This is a genomic window from Acinetobacter sp. Ac_5812 (assembly GCF_013072695.1).
Lineage (GTDB): Bacteria > Pseudomonadota > Gammaproteobacteria > Pseudomonadales > Moraxellaceae > Acinetobacter.
Window position 1 is genome coordinate 225,473 of sequence record NZ_LXUK01000008.1, and the last position, 17,134, is coordinate 242,606.

Below are 17,134 nucleotides of genomic sequence, written 5' to 3' on the forward strand. Positions count from 1 at the left end.
GTCGGGAAGCTAAGCTCACCCGACTGGGTCACAAATATTGTTTTTACTGAAATTTGGGAATCTATAATCCCCCCTAAATCCCCCGTTACAAAGGAGGACTTTCTCCCCTCTTTCCTAAAGAGGGGTTGGGGGAGATTTTTTAGTCACCATTTTTCAGTTCAATGTTGATACCTAAAGAACGGATCTCTTTGGTCAATACGTTGAACGATTCAGGCATACCCGGATCCATATAATGGTTACCATCTACAATATTCTTATAGATGCGTGTACGACCTTCGACGTCATCCGACTTCACAGTGAGCATTTCTTGGAGTGTGTATGCTGCACCGTAAGCTTCAAGTGCCCATACTTCCATCTCACCGAAACGCTGACCACCGAATTGTGCTTTACCACCAAGCGGCTGTTGAGTCACAAGTGAGTAAGAACCTGTTGAACGCGCATGCATCTTGTCATCAACCAAGTGGTTCAATTTGAGCATGTACATGTAACCTACAGTTACAGGACGATCAAACTGCTCACCTGTACGTCCGTCAAACAATACCGTTTGACCTGTACGTGAGATGTCTGCTAATTCAAGTAAGTCTTTGATCTGGCTTTCTTCAGCACCATCAAATACAGGTGTTGCTAATGGAACACCGGCACGTAAGTTACCTGAAAGCGCCAAGATTTCTGCATCAGTTAAGCTATCAAGCTCTTCTTGCTCACCACCGACCTTGTTATAAATCTTGTCTAAGAAGTCACGTAGTTCTAAAACCGTACGTTGTTCTTTCAACATTTTTTCAAGTTTATCGCCAAGACCTTTGGCCGCCATACCTAAGTGAGTCTCAAGAATCTGACCCACGTTCATACGTGACGGTACACCCAATGGGTTCAATACGATATCGACTGGTACACCATTCGCATCGTGCGGCATGTCTTCAACAGGCAAGATGTTTGATACAACACCTTTGTTACCGTGACGACCCGCCATCTTATCACCAGGCTGGATACGACGTTTAACAGCAAGATAAACCTTAACAACTTTCAATACGCCAGTGGTTAATTCATCACCTGTAGAAAGTTTACGCTTCTTCTCTGCAAACTTCTCATCAATTTCATAGCTCTTCTCTTTCAAGAACACTTGAATTTGAGTTAGACGCTCTGCAATTGCTTCATCAGTCGGTTGGATTTCAAGTAAATCAACAAGCTCTAAACCAGACAATACGTCTTCAGAAAGTTTATCACCGCGTTTAGTTGAACCACCACCGTTAGACTCTTGACCTTTCAACAAACGAACAATACGTTCACGTGCTGCCTCTTCGAAGATTTTGTATTCTTCTTTCAAGTCTTTGCGGTATGCGTCAAGCTGAGCTTTCTCAATTGCTTGAGCACGTTCATCTTTTTCCAAACCATCACGTGTGAAGACTTGAACGTCAATCACCGTACCTTTAGTGCCAGATGGAACGCGTAAAGAAGAGTCTTTAACGTCAGCTGCTTTTTCACCAAAGATTGCGCGAAGTAGTTTTTCTTCTGGTGTTAATTGAGTTTCACCTTTAGGCGTTACCTTACCAACAAGAATGTCACCTGCAGTCACTTCAGCACCGATATAAACAATACCAGACTCATCCAACTTAGACAGTGCAGCTTCACCAACGTTAGGAATATCGGCAGTAATTTCTTCTGCACCTAACTTAGTATCACGCGCTACACATGACAATTCTTGAATGTGAATCGAGGTTAAACGGTCTTCTTGAAGTACACGCTCAGAAAGTAAGATCGAGTCTTCGTAGTTATAACCGTTCCATGTCATGAACGCGACGCGCATGTTTTGACCAAGCGCAAGTTCACCCATATCAGTCGATGGACCATCAGCCAAGATATCGCCACGAGCAACTTTGTCACCCAAGTTTACGATAACGTTTTGGTTGATACATGTATTTTGGTTTGAACGTGTGTATTTGATCAGGTTATAGATATCTACACCTGCTTCACCCGCGATCATTTCATCTTCGTTGACACGAATAACAATACGAGATGCATCTACATATTCAATCGCACCACCACGGTCAGCAATCACACACACGCCTGAGTCACGTGCTACGTTTGCTTCCATACCTGTACCAACAAGCGGTTTGTCAGCACGTAAGGTAGGCACAGCCTGACGTTGCATGTTCGAACCCATCAATGCACGGTTCGCATCATCGTGTTCTAGGAATGGAATCAATGATGCAGCAACAGAAACAACCTGTTGAGCAGAAACGTCCATATGTGTTACGCGCTCAGGCGACATACGTACGAATTCACCTTGATGACGTACAGAAACCATTTCTTCAGTCAGGTGACCATCTTTATCAACAACAGAATCGGCCTGTGCAATGACAGTACCTACTTCTTCAATTGCAGATAAATATTCAACATCATCAGTTACACGGCCATCAACAACTTTACGGTAAGGTGTTTCCAAGAAACCGAAATCGTTTGCTTTTGCATAAACAGAAAGCGAGTTGATCAAACCAATGTTTGGACCTTCAGGCGTTTCAATTGGACAAACACGACCATAGTGAGTTTGATGTACGTCACGTACTTCAAAGCCCGCACGTTCACGTGTCAAACCACCAGGACCAAGCGCAGATACACGACGTTTGTGTGTAATCTCAGACAATGGGTTGTTTTGATCCATGAACTGAGACAACTGGCTAGAACCAAAGAATTCTTTGATTGCAGCAGCAACTGGTTTTGCATTGATCAAATCTTGCGGAGACAAGTTATCTGTTTCTGCTTGGCTTAAACGCTCTTTAACAGCGCGTTCAACACGGACTAAACCAACACGGAATTGGTTTTCTGTCATTTCACCAACAGAACGTACACGACGGTTACCCAAGTGATCGATATCATCGACTTCACCTTTACCGTTGCGGATTTCAACCAATGTACGCAGTACATCAATGATATCTTCGTGCGATAAAATACCTTCAACTTCGCGTGACTTCTGATCCGTACCCACTTCGTAAGGACGACCCAAACGACGGTTGAACTTCATACGACCCACTGGAGAAAGGTCATAACGCTCAGAAGAGAAGAACAAGTTGTTGAATAAGTTTTCAGCAGCTTCTTTTGTTGGTGGCTCGCCTGGACGCATTACTTTATAGATTTCAACAAGTGCTTCTTCACGACCTGTTGTTGTATCTGCACGTAATGTATCAGCAACGAAAGAACCACGATCGATGTCATTCGTGAATAGGATGTTAAACTGTTTAACACCACCTTCAGCCAACTTCACCAAGATTTCATGGCTAAGTACAGTATTCGCAGCAATTACATCGCCATTTTTCAATGGAATGTCTTCAGCTGTAATACGCTCATATAAATATTCATCAGGTACAGAAAGCTTCGCTAAGTTAGCAGCTTCCATTTGACGTACATGACGCGCATTAATACGTTTACCTTGCTCAACGATCGCTTTACCATCATTATCTAAGATATCAAACTGCGCCATTTCACCACGTAAGCGATCTGGAACAAGGTCAATCTGATAGCTGCCCATATCAAGATATACAGGCACTTTTTCGTAGAACAAATTCAAGATCTGTTCATTGCTGTAATTCAAGGCACGTAAAATCACCGTTGCCAATAATTTACGACGACGGTCAATACGTACAAAGACTAAATCTTTGGCATCAAATTCAAAGTCTAACCATGAACCACGGTAAGGAATAATACGTGCTGAATACAACACTTTACCACTTGAGTGGGTTTTACCCTTGTCATGGTCAAAGAATACACCTGGTGAACGGTGTAATTGAGATACGATTACACGCTCTGTACCGTTGATAACGAAAGTACCGTTATCTGTCATGAGTGGCATTTCACCCATGTAAACTTCTTGTTCACGAACGTCTTTAATTGATTTCGTTTCACGATCTTTAATGATCAAACGAATTTTTACGCGCATTGGTGCTGCATAAGTTGAACCACGTAAAATACATTCACGTACGTCAAACTCAGGCTTACCAAGACTATACTCAACAAATTCTAAAGCAGCATTGCCAGAATAACTTTCAATAGGAAAAACTGAACGAAATGCGGCTTGGAGACCGATATCTTCGCGATTTTTTGGAGTTTTACCGCCTTGTAAGAATGTACGGTACGAATCGACCTGAATCGAAAGTAAGTACGGTGCTTCCATTACGTGGGGCAATTTACCAAAATTCTTACGGATCCGTTTCTTTTCGGTATATGAGTATGCCATCTGGAGTCCTCGGAAAGTAAACTAAACCCGCCTGCAGAACGGGTCTAGAAGGAATTACGCAGGCCGATATGGCCACCACTGTTTACAAATGCTGCAATTTTTAGTGGTATTAAAACGCTTAACAATATTTTTATAAGCAAAAAAATATTGGTAAGCGTTTGATTTTATGTGTTTTGCCTAAATAATACGCACGTTAAACGTAAAACTAACAAAAAACGAGCCGATTATTGTAACGCAAAAAGGCTGATGACCCAAGAGCCATCAGCCATTTTTTGGAGCCGATTTTCAAAAAATCGACTCCCTACAGCATTACTTAAGTGTAACTGTAGCACCAGCTTCTTCAAGCTTCTTCTTAAGTTCTTCGCCTTCTTCTTTAGAAACGCCTTCTTTAAGAACTGCAGGAGCGCCTTCAACAAGATCTTTAGCTTCTTTAAGACCAAGGCCAGTAGCTTCACGAACTGCTTTAATTACAGCAACTTTGTTAGCACCGAAAGAAGTCAACTCAACGTTGAATTCAGTTTGTTCTTCAACAGCAGCAGCAGCTGGACCAGCAGCAACAGCTACAGCAGCAGCAGATACGTTGAATTTTTCTTCGAAAGCAGAAATAAGTTCAACAAGTTCAAGAACAGTTTTTTCAGCAACTGCGTTTAAGATTTCTTCGTTTGTTAAAGCCATGAGAGTAACTCCAAATGGATATTGAATGGTGTGAAAGTAGATTTAAGCTTAAGCAGCTTCTGACCCGTTTTTCTCTTGAAGCGCTGTAAGTAAGCGACCCAATTTCGAAATAGGAGCTTGAAGAACAGAGGCAAGCATAGTAAGCGCTTTTTCTTGGTTCGGAAGATTCGCGATAACGCTAACGTCAGCACCTTGATAAAGTTTGCCTTCAAATGCAGCAGCCTTTAATTCAAATGCTTTATTAGTTTTAGCAAATTCTTCGAACAAGCGTGCAGCTGCACCCATGTCGTCTTCAGAAGTTGAGAATGCTAAGATTGTTGGACCAACAAGGTCGTCATTCAAGATAGCGAATGGCGTATCTTGAAGAGCACGTTTAGCTAAAGTATTACGCACAACACGTGTAGCAACACCTAGTTTACGAGCTTCAACACGAAGAGCAGTTAATTGCTCAACAGTTAAACCTTGGTAGTCAGCAACAACGGCAGCGAACGCTGTAGAAGCAATTTCACTTACTTCAGCAACGATCTGTTTTTTGTCTTCGATAAGAAGAGCCATCGTAAAACCTCCTAACGGTGATTTATGCACTCATACGAGTGCACTCCCAATTCGTAAGCCCTATTCAGACTTACACGCGGAGGAGCAACAAATCACACCACCGCGTCTACTCAGACTGGATGATTAAGAAAAACATTCGAAAATATTTCTCGCCTGAGGTCTTTGACGCTGATAAACATTCATTTATCAATTCAAAGTTTGCCTAAAAACCCCTTCTCCCTCAGGGAGAAGGTAGGGATGAGGGTATAAAACCTCTCCCCAACCCTCTCCTATAAAGAGAGGGAGCCTTTCAGGGCTTCAAAATTCTTACTAATTACTTAGAAACGTTGCTTACGTCAACGATCAAACCAGGACCCATAGTTGAGCTCAAAGTGATCTTTTTAACGTATACACCTTTAGACGTTGCAGGCTTTAACTTTTTCAAGTCTGCAATTAAAGTTTCAACGTTTTGACGTACAGCTTCTTCGCTAAAGCCAAGTTGACCAATAGCAGCGTGGATGATACCCGCTTTGTCTACACGGTAACGTGCTTGACCAGATTTAGCATTCTTAACCGCGTTAGCAACGTCAGGCGTTACTGTACCCACTTTCGGGTTTGGCATTAAGCCACGTGGACCAAGAATTGTACCAAGCTTACCAACAACGCGCATTGCATCAGGAGCAGCAATAACGACGTCGAAATCAAGGTTTCCACCTTGAATGCTTTCAGCAAGGTCATCAAAACCAACGATATCAGCACCAGCAGCTTTCGCAGCTTCAGCAGCAGCACCTTGAGCAAATACTGCAACACGTACAGTTTTACCAGTACCCGCAGGTAAAGTTGTAGCACCACGAACAACCTGATCAGATTTACGTGGGTCTACACCAAGGTTTACAGCGATATCTAAAGATTCTTTGAACTTCGCAGCTGGAAGGCTGTTAAGAACTTGTACTGCTTCTTCCAAAGTGTAAACTTTGTTTGCTTCTACAGCAGCAGCAATGGCTTTTTGACGTTTAGTTAACTTTGCCATGTCTTATAGCTCCACTTCCAAGCCCATAGAACGTGCAGAACCAGCAATGGTACGCACACGAGCGTCTAAATCAGCACCAGTTAAATCTGGTTCTTTAGTAGTCGCGATTTCTTCTAACTGAGCACGAGTCAACTTACCAACTTTAGTTTTGTTAGGTACAGAAGAACCCTTTTGAATACCAGCAGCTTTCTTAAGAAGAATAGATGCAGGTGGAGTTTTCATGATGAAAGTGAACGACTTATCGTTGTACACAGTGATCACGACAGGAATTGGCAAACCAACTTCAAGTTTTTGTGTAGCAGCATTGAATTCTTTACAGAATGCCATGATGTTTACACCACGTTGACCCAATGCAGGACCAATTGGTGGAGATGGATTTGCTTTACCAGCTGGAACTTGCAGCTTGATATAGCCGTCAATCTTCTTAGCCATTGAAAATTACCTCTGGGTACAGACGCCGCTAGGCTCCCCAAAAAATTAAACAACACCGAAGTGTTAGAACAACAATGCCCGATCAGATCGGGCGCTTCTCAACCGACGCAGATTAAACCGTTTTTTCGACTTGGCGAAACTCGAGTTCAACCTGAGTTGGTCGATTAAATACATTAATCGTCAACGTTAAACGTGACTTTTCGTATTGAACTTCCTCCACGACCCCTTTAAAGTCAGTGAACGGACCGTCAACAACGAGCAATTCTTCACCAGGTTCAAACATCGTCTTAGGACGAGGTGCTTCACCTGTATTACGCACACGAGCAAGGATCGCATCAGCTTCACGTTGTGAAATCGGCGCTGGTTTCTCTGGTGTACCACCAATAAAACCAAGAACTTTTGGACACTCTTTTACAATATGCCAAGTATCATCATTCATTTCCATTTCGACCAATACATAGCCAGGAAAGAATTTACGCTCAGACTTACGCTTCTTACCATCCTTCATTTCCACTACTTCTTCAGTAGGAACAAGGACTTCACCAAAGCTTTCAGCAACAGTACTACGCTGAATTCGATCATTAAGCGAACGCATCACTTGTTTTTCAAAGCCTGAATAGGCATGAATAATATACCAACGTTTCATCGCGTTCTTACCCAATAATTAACTTAATAAACCAACCTAACCCGTAGTCGAAACACCATAAAACCAATGATGCAACAAGTACAACTAAGAGAACTTGCCACGATGTCGTGATCGTCTCTTGTTTTGTTGGCCAGGTCACTCGACGCAGTTCAATTCGCGCATCTTGCAATAAACGCACAAAGCCTTTGCCTTGATGGGTGGCGTATAATAAACCTAAAGCGACGACGACACAAGCCAAAATCACCCCAACACGCACCCAAATATCATTTGCTGGTGCCCAATAGGCAGGTAAATGCTGATTTACCAATGCTGAACCGACTAATAAAGCTATAGCAATCAACCACAAGACAACATCTAGCGGTGAACCAGAACTTACAACTTCTGCAACATTATTTCTTTGAGGGATTGGCGCGTCGCTTAATGCGTCACGCGATTTATCATTCGACATTTTTTTACTCGTCGTAGAATTCGCGACTTATTATATGACAACTCAGCCAGAATTAAGCTTTTTTATTTAAAAAAAGTGGCAGGCCAGGAGGGACTCGAACCCCCAACATTCGGTTTTGGAGACCGACGCTCTACCAATTGAACTACTGACCTAACGTGCAAATCGAAAGCCGGAGCTTTCGATTTGAGTGTAACACATGGTATTGGGCTTATGCAGTTACTTTAGCAACAACACCAGCGCCTACAGTACGACCACCTTCACGGATCGCAAAACGTAGACCTGGGTCCATTGCGATTGGGTGGATTAACTCTACCGACATCTCAACGTTGTCACCAGGCATTACCATTTCTACGCCATCTTGTAATTTGATCGCGCCAGTTACGTCAGTTGTACGGAAGTAGAACTGTGGACGGTAACCGTTAAGGAATGGAGTATGACGACCACCTTCTTCTTTAGAAAGTACGTATACTTCTGCATCGAATTTAGTGTGCGGCTTGATTGTACCTGGTTTAGCAAGTACTTGACCACGTTGTACGTCTTCACGCTTAGTACCACGAAGAAGAACACCACAGTTCTCGCCTGCACGACCTTCGTCAAGCAATTTACGGAACATTTCTACGCCAGTTACAGTTGTCTTAACCGTATCTTTGATACCTACGATTTCAACTTCTTCACCAACTTTTACGATACCAGCTTCTACACGACCAGTTACTACTGTACCACGGCCTGAGATAGAGAATACGTCTTCGATTGGCATCAAGAATGCTTTATCGATAGCACGTTCTGGCTCTGGGATGTAAGAGTCAAGTGCAGCAACTAAATCGATTACAGCTTTCTCGCCATAAGGACCATCGTTACCGTTTAATGCTTGAAGAGCTGAACCACGGATGATTGGAGTGTCATCACCTGGGAAGTCATAAGTAGAAAGAAGTTCACGAACTTCCATTTCTACTAATTCAAGTAATTCTTCATCATCAACAAGGTCACACTTGTTCAAGAATACGATGATGTAAGGTACACCAACCTGACGTGAAAGAAGGATGTGTTCACGAGTTTGTGGCATTGGACCATCAGTCGCAGCACATACAAGGATCGCGCCGTCCATCTGAGCAGCACCAGTAATCATGTTTTTAACATAATCGGCGTGGCCCGGGCAGTCTACGTGAGCGTAGTGACGGATTGGAGAATCGTATTCTACGTGTGAAGTATTAATTGTAATACCACGTGCTTTTTCTTCAGGAGCTGAGTCGATTTGTGAGTAATCTTTCGCTTCACCGCCGTAAGTTTTTGCACAAATAGTTGCAATCGCAGCAGTTAAAGTTGTTTTACCATGGTCAACGTGACCAATTGTACCCACGTTTACGTGTGGTTTATTACGTTCAAACTTAGCCTTAGCCATTTTGATTTTCCTCGTTTACGTCGACACCAGTTTAGAGAAAAACAACCCTGAAAAACCTTCTTTATCGACATTCGCCTAAAAAACTAGACACCTAATACTTGAAAAGCAGACTATAATAGCCTGCTTCTTTAAAAACCTGTGGAATAACCACTAAACTGTATATCTGGAGCTCTTATCGAGATTTGAACTCGAGACCTCTCCCTTACCAAGGGAGTGCTCTACCACTGAGCTATAAGAGCGACATCTTCGATGGAGCGGGAGACGAGGGTCGAACTCGCGACATGCAGCTTGGAAGGCTGCCACTCTACCAACTGAGTTACTCCCGCATATTGGTATTTACCACTTTTATCGAAGTTAGATGGTGGTGAGAGAAGGATTCGAACCTTCGAAACTTTCGTAGCAGAGTTACAGTCTGCCCCCTTTGGCCGCTCGGGAATCTCACCATATCACACTTACACAGTGCTGTTCTTTCACTTTATACTACCACACTTTAAGATGGTGCCGGCACACGGATTCGAACTGTGGACCTACTGATTACAAGTCAGTTGCTCTACCAACTGAGCTATGCCGGCTCTTTCTTAGTGTTTCGTACGTTTCGTATCGGAACGGTGTGCAGTTTAGCAAAACTCTGAATCGATGCAAGTGCTTTTTTCAAAAAAATCGCTAAAAACTCATAAAATCAATCCGTTTGATGATAATTCAACCGCTTTGATCACTGCGCGAGCTTTTATTTGGGTTTCATTCCATTCAGATTCAGGATTTGAGTCTGCAACCAGCCCTGCTCCTGCTTGTACATAAACCTTTTTATCACGAATTACACAAGTACGAATCGCAATTGACATGTCCATTTCACCATGCCAGCCTAAATATCCAACAGCACCACCAAATACACCACGTTTCACAGGCTCAACTTCGTCAATAATTTCCATGGCACGAATTTTTGGTGCGCCTGAAAGTGTCCCCGCCGGGAATGTTGCTTTAAACACATCTAAAGCATCCACATCATCACGGACTTCACCTTGTACATTGGACACAATATGCATGACATGTGAATAACGTTCGATCACCATACGGTCAGTGACTTGCACTTTCCCAATTTTAGATACACGTCCCACATCATTACGACCAAGGTCAATCAACATCAAATGTTCTGCAATTTCTTTTTCATCTGCCAATAAATCTTGCTCTAAAGCAAGATCCTCTTCTTTGGTTTTACCACGCGGGCGTGTGCCCGCCAAAGGACGTACGGTTGCAATGCCGTTTTCTAGGCGAGAAAGAATCTCTGGTGACGAACCCACAATATGGAACGGCTTTTGATCCGTTAAGGTTTGCCCTTGTACCAAGAATAAATACGGCGATGGATTTAAATGACGTAATGCACGGTAAACCTGCAATGCCTCACCATCAAAGTCAGATACCATCCGCTGTCCCGGCACAACCTGCATCACATCGCCCGCACGAATATATTCTTTGACTTTTTCTACCGTTTCAAGGAATTTTGCTTTACCCGTGATCGATTCAAAATGCGGTGCAGTATGTGGTTTCGCCTGCAAACTAACAGGTATCGCCAGCAATTGTTCAAGTTGATCCAGCTTTTGTTGGGCTTGAGCATAGGCATCGGGCTGATTCACATCGGCATGATGAATTAAAAATAAGGTATCTTTTAAATTATCAAACACAATCACGGTTTGAGAGAGCATCAACCAAAGATCAGGTAGCGTTACGGGATCAGCAGCAGGGACGTTTTTCAGTTTTGGTTCAATATAACGCACAGCGTCATAGCCCAAATAGCCCACCAACCCCCCAGTAAAGCTTGGCAGATCAGGTAATTCGACTTGAGTGGGGACTTTAAACTGACTTTGAAACTCACGGATATAGTCAAAGGGATCAGCACAATCTTGCTGTTTCACTGTGCCATCCGCCTGTTGAATGGTGAGTACACCTGCATTGCAGGAAAAAACAGTCGACTCACCTAAGCCGATCATCGAATAACGCGCCCAGTTTTCCCCACCTTCGACAGACTCAAATAGATAAGCTTGTTTTTGTTGTTTAAAACGTGCAAAAACAGAAAGTGGGGTTTCAGTATCCGCTAAACGTTGGCGGTAAACAGGAATGGTGTTATAGCCTGCTGCTTTTAATTGTTCAAATTGTACTAACGTGGTCATGAATCTTCTCTATGGTTTTAATTTCTGTGCGTTGTTTCTTTAGTGCTATCTCAAGCCCGCCATCGAAAAACCATAACCATCTTCATGCCTATCTCCTTATTCAATCCGCTCAAACCAATTCCACCAAACGATCGACCACTTGTTGTGGCTGGCAGTCATAGATACTCTCTCCATGATTATAGCCATAGCTGACCACAATACAATCAATACCTGCGCGTCTTGCCGCTTCAACATCATTACTTGAATCACCGATCATTAAGGTTGCGGCTATAGATGTGCCTTCCAGCTCCACACAGTGCAACAGCGGTAATGGATGCGGTTTTCGTTCAGGCAAACTATCACCACCAATCACTATTTTGAAATATGGACTCAATTGCAGAATATCCAGTATCCCTTTCGCCAGATGCTCAGGCTTATTGGTGACACATGCCATCGTAATATTATGGATTTGACAATAATCTAGAAATGGCAAAACACCCTCATACACTTGGGTATTTACACAGAGTTCCTGAGCGTAGACCTCAACAAATGTACTGAGAAGTTGTTCTTGCTGTCGAGCACTTACTTGCCCAAACAAATGTTCTAGCACAGCCTCACACAGTTTAGCTGCGCCTTTTCCAACCCAAACCCGAACTTGTGCTTCAGTCACTGTCGCGAAGCCCAGTTTTTCCAAACTCAAATTCATCGCTCGATATAGATCAGCGGCGGAATCTACCAGTGTCCCATCCAGATCAAATAAAACTAAATTACGGCTTTGTAACTGAGCAACAGACATATATTTCGCCCCAAGAAATGAAAAAGGCATACCAACGTGGGCATGCCTTGATTGTAAAAGCTTCGCCCGATTATTTAAAGAACAGCCAAGCAATCACCGCTAAAATGATCAGTACAATAATCGAAATCAAACCCACAGAAGCATTCTTTTGTTGCTCTTTTTCCTGAGCGACACGCGAAATAGGTTCTTCAACCACTACAGCTTGTGGCTCAGGTACTGCCTGAACACTCACCCCTTCAGGAATTGGGGCTGGTTTTGGAATACCAACTTGTTGCGGCATACCATCACGACTGATCGGTGTTTCAACTGCTCGCTCAGCAATGCTTGGCATACCTTGATCATGTGATGCAGCCGTCACAGGCTCAATCTCAATTTCAGGTAATTCAATCTCAGCTGCCGCTGGCGCAAGTACAGAGAATACAAAGCTGGCAAATTGTACGATATCGCCATCATGTAATTCGGTTTCCTGCTCAACACGCAGATCATTGATAAATGTACCATTTGACGAATTGAGATCTTGCACCCAAAGCTGCTGATCTTTCAACAACAAAGCTGCATGACGACGCGAGATATCCGCTGATTGCAACAAAATATCGGCATCTTGGTGTCTACCCACCAACATGTCGCGCTCGATATTCAGCTCTTGCCCCGTAAATTCACCTGTAATGGCTTGTAATTTCCAAGTCATAGATGCATATCCTTATATAATTTCTTGCAATCATAACATTGTGACATAAGCGCTTCTGTGCTTCTACTGTGAAGACGCTGGACGGATTGTCGTAGTGGTTACTGTGTTTTTACTACGCTCTGTTTCCTTGACCGGAAGCTGTACCCTTTTCTGCTGTACCGGAGGTTCTTCAATTGCAACTGGTGTTGTCACTACCACTGTTTTTTTAGCTTGGGTCGCGGTTGGAACTTTTTGATAAGGTGAATTCACTATTGCGGGTTGCGGATTATAAATATCCGTAACATTTTCTGGCAACTTAGCAAAATTACCATTTTTATCCATGGAGAGTTGCAAGCTATAGAGCTGATTATAGCGCTGTTGAGATAAACGTCTCACGTCATCCGAATCCCCAACAATGGTTGGATGAATAAAGACTAACAAGTTACGTTTTTCTTTACTCTTTGAATCCGCACGAAATAAACGCCCGACATAAGGAATATCACTGAGGATCGGTAAACCTTGGCGCCCCATCGTTGCATTATCAACGACCAAGCCACCCAATACCACTGTCTGCCCATGATCTGCCAATACGGACGTCTTAATTGCTCGCTTGTTGGTAATTAAATCCGCGGCCTGACCTTTCCCCTCCACATTGGAAACTTCTTGTTCAACTTCTAAACGGACTGAGCCACCCTCACCAATATGTGGAACAACTTTCAGGGTTACACCAACATCTTTACGCTCAACCGTTGTATATGGGTTCACAGTACTATTGCCAGTCGTTGCCACAGAGCCTGTAACAAAAGGAACGTTTTGCCCCACTACAATATAAGCTTCTTCATTATCCATCGTTACGATGGATGGTGTAGAAAGAAGATTCGATTGGGTATTTTCTTTTAATGCTTGAATCAGTGCACCATAGAGTTGACGAGAACCATTGCTGCCTTCTTTATACTTGCCTAAACCAATGGCAGCACCAGCACCCAGAGCAGCACCAGCACCTGCTGCACCACCCGTTAAATAACCAGCCGCAATTTTAGACAAACTTGATCCAACATTTGAGAAGTTGATTAACCCGACACCGCTATTTAAATCACCCATTGCCCATTGCACACCCAATTGGTCTGCATCATTTCCAACGACTTCAATAATAGCAGCCTCAATTAACACCTGCTGACGACGTGTATCCAATTGCTGAATCGCTGCATCAATTTCACGCATCAACTGAGGGTCAGCTTTCACCACCAATGCGTTTTGGGTTGGATCCGCAATAATACTGACACCCCCCTGATTAAAACTGGTGATACCTGAGTTCTGACTATTATTCGAATTGCTATTTAAATTAATTGAAGGTGTCGAAACAGAAGAACCTGTTGATGAGCTTGAGTTTTGATTGTTCGAAATTAAGTTGTTAATCGAATTTGATCTATTATTATTGCTATTTGATGATGAAGATGAAGCCGATTGTCCTGTCACCAAACCTTGTAAAATCTCAGCTAAATTCTTGGCACTGGCATATTTCAAGCGAAAGACTTTAAGACCACCCAAACGATCTGCGGAGGGTACATCCAACATTTCAACCATTTGACGTAAACGCTTACGTGAGTCTGGATCACCCTTGATTAAAATACGGTTAGTTCGATTATCGGCAATAATACGCACCCGTGAACCAATAAAATCTTTTGATGCACCTGTTGCACTCATGGTCTCCAATAAACCAATCACTTCTTCAGCTTGACTCGATTGCAAACTGATCGCTTCAATATCATTTTGACCCGTGCCATCCAAATTACGCACGATATTTTCAAGCTGATAAATATTGGTTGCACGATCAGAAACAATTAGGGCATTGGTTCCTGCCACTGCCGCCAAATGTGCAAACTGTGGCATGAGTGGACGTAAGGCTGGAATCAAGTCATTCGGATTGGTATTTTGCAGCCAAATCACCCGTGTTACGATTTGATCACCACCCGCACGGCTACGTGCATCGTAAGGAATTCCAGAGTTCTTCGCATTACTGTCGGGGACAAGCTTCACCGTGTTCCCAGAAGGGAGCGCCACCACACCATTGACATTGAGTACACCTAGAAATAGGTCATACACCTCGTCCTTATTCAAAGGCTTGTTGGAAATAACCGTCACATTACCACGCACACGAGGGTCAACCGCAAAGTTCTTCCCTGTAATATCCGCAACTTCATTAATAAATGCGGTTAAGTCTGCATCACGTAGATTAATCTTCCATGTTTGTGCTTGCACATGGGTACTGATTGTCGCGACCAAGGGTGCGGCAGCAAGTAATGCCCAAAGTGGACGTTGATGATTTAAAAAAGCCATAACCTGCACTTATTCCTAACTGATGTGTGACGTGTGATCACTAAAAACTTTGTTGTATGGTCATCACTTGATCACCACGTTTTATTTCTATTTTGGCATGCCCTTCACGACGTACTTGCTCTAATAATTGTACTTCGTTGAGTCCCTGCCCGACACTTTGACCATTGATCGATAGAATACGATCACCAGAACGTAAACCCAAGGTGTTTTTTAAATTCGATGGCGTCTTATCTGATATTTCATAACCATCTGTGCCGCCACCGCTCACCCCCATATTTTTTAGATATTGATCGCGATTGTCCTGCATTTGCTGGATCGCCTGACCTAAAGCGGATTGTGGTGAGTTCTGAGTTGGTGCAGCTGCTGCAGGTGGCACACTGTTGTTACTGTTCAATACCGGTGCAATGGGTTGATATAAGCCCTTATCCAAACCCTTAAACTTTACTTCTCGAGTTGCGCCATTACCTTGTCTCAAGATCACATGATCCCAATACACTTCTGCCAGTTGATATGAAGTCGAACCAACAGTTTCTCCTACACGATAACGTTCAGCCGTATCATTCAACTTAATCACTGCCGAAGACAAGTAATTTGGCTGACCTAACAATACACCTTGCAACTCCAAGTTAACATTATCATCAGCCGAAGTTGCTGCAGGTTCATTGAATAACGCAAAAGAACTGATATTAGGCACTTGAGCTTGCTGCGAACCCAATTCAACTCGGTCAAACTGCATTGGTTGTGGTGGCGCAACCACCCACCAAAACAATGAAGCCAGTTTCCAACATAACCACAAAATCAGCAGTGCTAAAACCAGACCACTGAGCTTATCCAGTTTTTGCCAACGCAATTGTTGTATTTTTTCAGTGATTGCTTTCATTAGAAACCACCTTGCAACAAGGGTTGCCGTGAACTAATCACATAGGTGTCCAAGCCAGCTTTACCTTCATACGAGGGAATGTTTAACAACATGCGTTGAGTGAGTTGTACATCTAGCATCAGACTCGCATCTAAGCTTAGGTTTGCCATTTTCTGACTACGTTGATCACGCACATCAATTTGTAATTGTCCGTTTTCATCTTTGAGTTCAGCCACTAAAGACGGCATATTCATACGATCTTGTCGCTGACCAAAAGTATAGGCCAACGCACCACCGCCCCAATTCAATTGTCCGTCTACCGCACTAAAGCCTTTTTCTTTTTGGTAATTCAATTGTACGTCTTTCAGTTGGATTGAGTTTTCAGGCCACTGCCAGTTGGCAAAATATTTTAATGTTTCAGGCGAGATTTTCCCTTGCAGGTCTTTAATCACGATTTTCTTGCTTAGACCATAAGCAAAAACGCCATTGAACTGGGTATTACCGCTATGGATATCAAGATCTGCACCAACGCGCAGTAATAGCAAATCCAGAGGACGGGTTTTCCAATGCACTGAACCACGCAACTGACCACGTTGCCAGTCTGCTTGCCCCTGCCAAATGTTGCCGCTGACATTATGTAATATTTGATTATCTTTTGAAAATTTCGCAATTAACCATGTTGCTGGAATTTGTAAAATAATAAAAATTAAAAATGCAAAAATGGCGAAAATCCACCATCTCCATTGCTTGGTTTTTTTCTTCATTCCACCCTTACCAACATGCAAATATCATCCTTTTTGAGACAATCGCCCCCTGAATGACATTATGCATACTTTTTCAACATCGCCAATTCTCTGATATAAAAAAACCAAGCTTTTTAAGCCTGGCTTTTGATAAAGGATAAAGTCATCGTATGACAGAACGATGACTTTTAAACTT

14 protein-coding genes and 5 tRNA genes are annotated in these 17,134 nt (G+C 43.0%); all 19 read right to left on the minus strand.

What is annotated here, in order from left to right:
- Nucleotides 1-139: 139 nt before the first annotated feature.
- Nucleotides 140-4,228, minus strand: coding sequence for a DNA-directed RNA polymerase subunit beta (rpoB, locus tag A7P55_RS07050; protein WP_171551595.1), 4,089 nt, complete (start codon nucleotides 4,226-4,228; stop codon nucleotides 140-142).
- Nucleotides 4,229-4,537: 309 nt separating this feature from the next.
- On the minus strand, nucleotides 4,538-4,903 hold the full coding sequence (gene rplL / locus A7P55_RS07055; RefSeq protein WP_004802232.1) for a 50S ribosomal protein L7/L12: 366 nt from the start codon (nucleotides 4,901-4,903) through the stop codon (nucleotides 4,538-4,540).
- Between the two features lie 48 nt (nucleotides 4,904-4,951).
- The gene (rplJ, locus tag A7P55_RS07060; RefSeq protein ID WP_004802230.1) at nucleotides 4,952-5,458 is read right to left on the minus strand and encodes a 50S ribosomal protein L10; all 507 of its coding nucleotides are present in this window, start codon (nucleotides 5,456-5,458) and stop codon (nucleotides 4,952-4,954) included.
- Nucleotides 5,459-5,771: 313 nt separating this feature from the next.
- Nucleotides 5,772-6,467, minus strand: a complete 696-nt coding sequence (gene rplA, locus A7P55_RS07065; protein WP_004656290.1) for a 50S ribosomal protein L1 — start codon at nucleotides 6,465-6,467, stop codon at nucleotides 5,772-5,774.
- Between the two features lie 3 nt (nucleotides 6,468-6,470).
- Nucleotides 6,471-6,899, minus strand: a complete 429-nt coding sequence (gene rplK, locus A7P55_RS07070) for a 50S ribosomal protein L11 (protein ID WP_004637639.1) — start codon at nucleotides 6,897-6,899, stop codon at nucleotides 6,471-6,473.
- A 112-nt stretch (nucleotides 6,900-7,011) separates the two neighbouring features.
- Complete coding sequence (gene nusG, locus A7P55_RS07075; protein ID WP_171551596.1) at nucleotides 7,012-7,545, minus strand: transcription termination/antitermination protein NusG; 534 nt, start codon at nucleotides 7,543-7,545, stop codon at nucleotides 7,012-7,014.
- A 7-nt stretch (nucleotides 7,546-7,552) separates the two neighbouring features.
- The gene (secE, locus tag A7P55_RS07080) at nucleotides 7,553-7,993 is read right to left on the minus strand and encodes a preprotein translocase subunit SecE (protein WP_004802225.1); all 441 of its coding nucleotides are present in this window, start codon (nucleotides 7,991-7,993) and stop codon (nucleotides 7,553-7,555) included.
- 76 nt (nucleotides 7,994-8,069) lie between these two features.
- Nucleotides 8,070-8,145, minus strand: a tRNA-Trp gene (locus A7P55_RS07085).
- A gap of 56 nt (nucleotides 8,146-8,201) precedes the next feature.
- Nucleotides 8,202-9,392, minus strand: a complete 1,191-nt coding sequence (gene tuf, locus A7P55_RS07090) for an elongation factor Tu (protein ID WP_004802222.1) — start codon at nucleotides 9,390-9,392, stop codon at nucleotides 8,202-8,204.
- A gap of 164 nt (nucleotides 9,393-9,556) precedes the next feature.
- A tRNA-Thr gene (locus A7P55_RS07095) sits at nucleotides 9,557-9,631 on the minus strand.
- 11 nt (nucleotides 9,632-9,642) lie between these two features.
- Nucleotides 9,643-9,718 (minus strand) — tRNA-Gly (locus A7P55_RS07100).
- 33 nt (nucleotides 9,719-9,751) lie between these two features.
- Nucleotides 9,752-9,835 (minus strand) — tRNA-Tyr (locus tag A7P55_RS07105).
- Nucleotides 9,836-9,888: 53 nt separating this feature from the next.
- Nucleotides 9,889-9,964: transfer RNA gene (locus A7P55_RS07110), tRNA-Thr, on the minus strand.
- 99 nt (nucleotides 9,965-10,063) lie between these two features.
- The gene (gene trpE, locus A7P55_RS07115; protein WP_171551597.1) at nucleotides 10,064-11,557 is read right to left on the minus strand and encodes an anthranilate synthase component I; all 1,494 of its coding nucleotides are present in this window, start codon (nucleotides 11,555-11,557) and stop codon (nucleotides 10,064-10,066) included.
- A gap of 109 nt (nucleotides 11,558-11,666) precedes the next feature.
- Nucleotides 11,667-12,332 (minus strand): phosphoglycolate phosphatase, encoded by a 666-nt coding sequence (locus A7P55_RS07120; RefSeq protein WP_171551598.1) that lies wholly within the window; start codon nucleotides 12,330-12,332, stop codon nucleotides 11,667-11,669.
- A 70-nt stretch (nucleotides 12,333-12,402) separates the two neighbouring features.
- Entirely contained in the window at nucleotides 12,403-13,020 is a 618-nt protein-coding gene (locus tag A7P55_RS07125) for an FHA domain-containing protein (RefSeq protein ID WP_171551599.1), read from the minus strand.
- A gap of 63 nt (nucleotides 13,021-13,083) precedes the next feature.
- A complete protein-coding gene (gene gspD / locus A7P55_RS07130; protein ID WP_171551600.1) occupies nucleotides 13,084-15,336 on the minus strand; it encodes a type II secretion system secretin GspD in 2,253 nt (750 codons plus the stop codon).
- A gap of 40 nt (nucleotides 15,337-15,376) precedes the next feature.
- Complete coding sequence (locus A7P55_RS07135) at nucleotides 15,377-16,216, minus strand: type II secretion system protein N (RefSeq protein ID WP_171551601.1); 840 nt, start codon at nucleotides 16,214-16,216, stop codon at nucleotides 15,377-15,379.
- Nucleotides 16,216-16,959, minus strand: coding sequence for a type II secretion system protein N (gene gspN / locus A7P55_RS07140; RefSeq protein ID WP_171551602.1), 744 nt, complete (start codon nucleotides 16,957-16,959; stop codon nucleotides 16,216-16,218). Before gspN ends, A7P55_RS07135 begins: the two co-directional genes overlap by 1 nt.
- Between the last annotated feature and the right edge of the window lie 175 nt (nucleotides 16,960-17,134).

Excerpts from the sequence above, each read along its gene's own strand:
- rpoB (WP_171551595.1), bottom strand. The coding sequence starts at position 4,228 with ATGGCATACTCATATACCGAAAAGAAACGGATCCGTAAGAATTTTGGT.
- rplL (WP_004802232.1), bottom strand. The coding sequence starts at position 4,903 with ATGGCTTTAACAAACGAAGAAATCTTAAACGCAGTTGCTGAAAAAACT.
- rplJ (WP_004802230.1), bottom strand. The coding sequence starts at position 5,458 with ATGGCTCTTCTTATCGAAGACAAAAAACAGATCGTTGCTGAAGTAAGT.
- rplA (WP_004656290.1), bottom strand. The coding sequence starts at position 6,467 with ATGGCAAAGTTAACTAAACGTCAAAAAGCCATTGCTGCTGCTGTAGAA.
- rplK (WP_004637639.1), bottom strand. The coding sequence starts at position 6,899 with ATGGCTAAGAAGATTGACGGCTATATCAAGCTGCAAGTTCCAGCTGGT.
- nusG (WP_171551596.1), bottom strand. The coding sequence starts at position 7,545 with ATGAAACGTTGGTATATTATTCATGCCTATTCAGGCTTTGAAAAACAA.
- secE (WP_004802225.1), bottom strand. The coding sequence starts at position 7,993 with ATGTCGAATGATAAATCGCGTGACGCATTAAGCGACGCGCCAATCCCT.
- tuf (WP_004802222.1), bottom strand. The coding sequence starts at position 9,392 with ATGGCTAAGGCTAAGTTTGAACGTAATAAACCACACGTAAACGTGGGT.
- trpE (WP_171551597.1), bottom strand. The coding sequence starts at position 11,557 with ATGACCACGTTAGTACAATTTGAACAATTAAAAGCAGCAGGCTATAAC.
- A7P55_RS07120 (WP_171551598.1), bottom strand. The coding sequence starts at position 12,332 with ATGTCTGTTGCTCAGTTACAAAGCCGTAATTTAGTTTTATTTGATCTG.
- A7P55_RS07125 (WP_171551599.1), bottom strand. The coding sequence starts at position 13,020 with ATGACTTGGAAATTACAAGCCATTACAGGTGAATTTACGGGGCAAGAG.
- gspD (WP_171551600.1), bottom strand. The coding sequence starts at position 15,336 with ATGGCTTTTTTAAATCATCAACGTCCACTTTGGGCATTACTTGCTGCC.
- A7P55_RS07135 (WP_171551601.1), bottom strand. The coding sequence starts at position 16,216 with ATGAAAGCAATCACTGAAAAAATACAACAATTGCGTTGGCAAAAACTG.
- gspN (WP_171551602.1), bottom strand. The coding sequence starts at position 16,959 with ATGAAGAAAAAAACCAAGCAATGGAGATGGTGGATTTTCGCCATTTTT.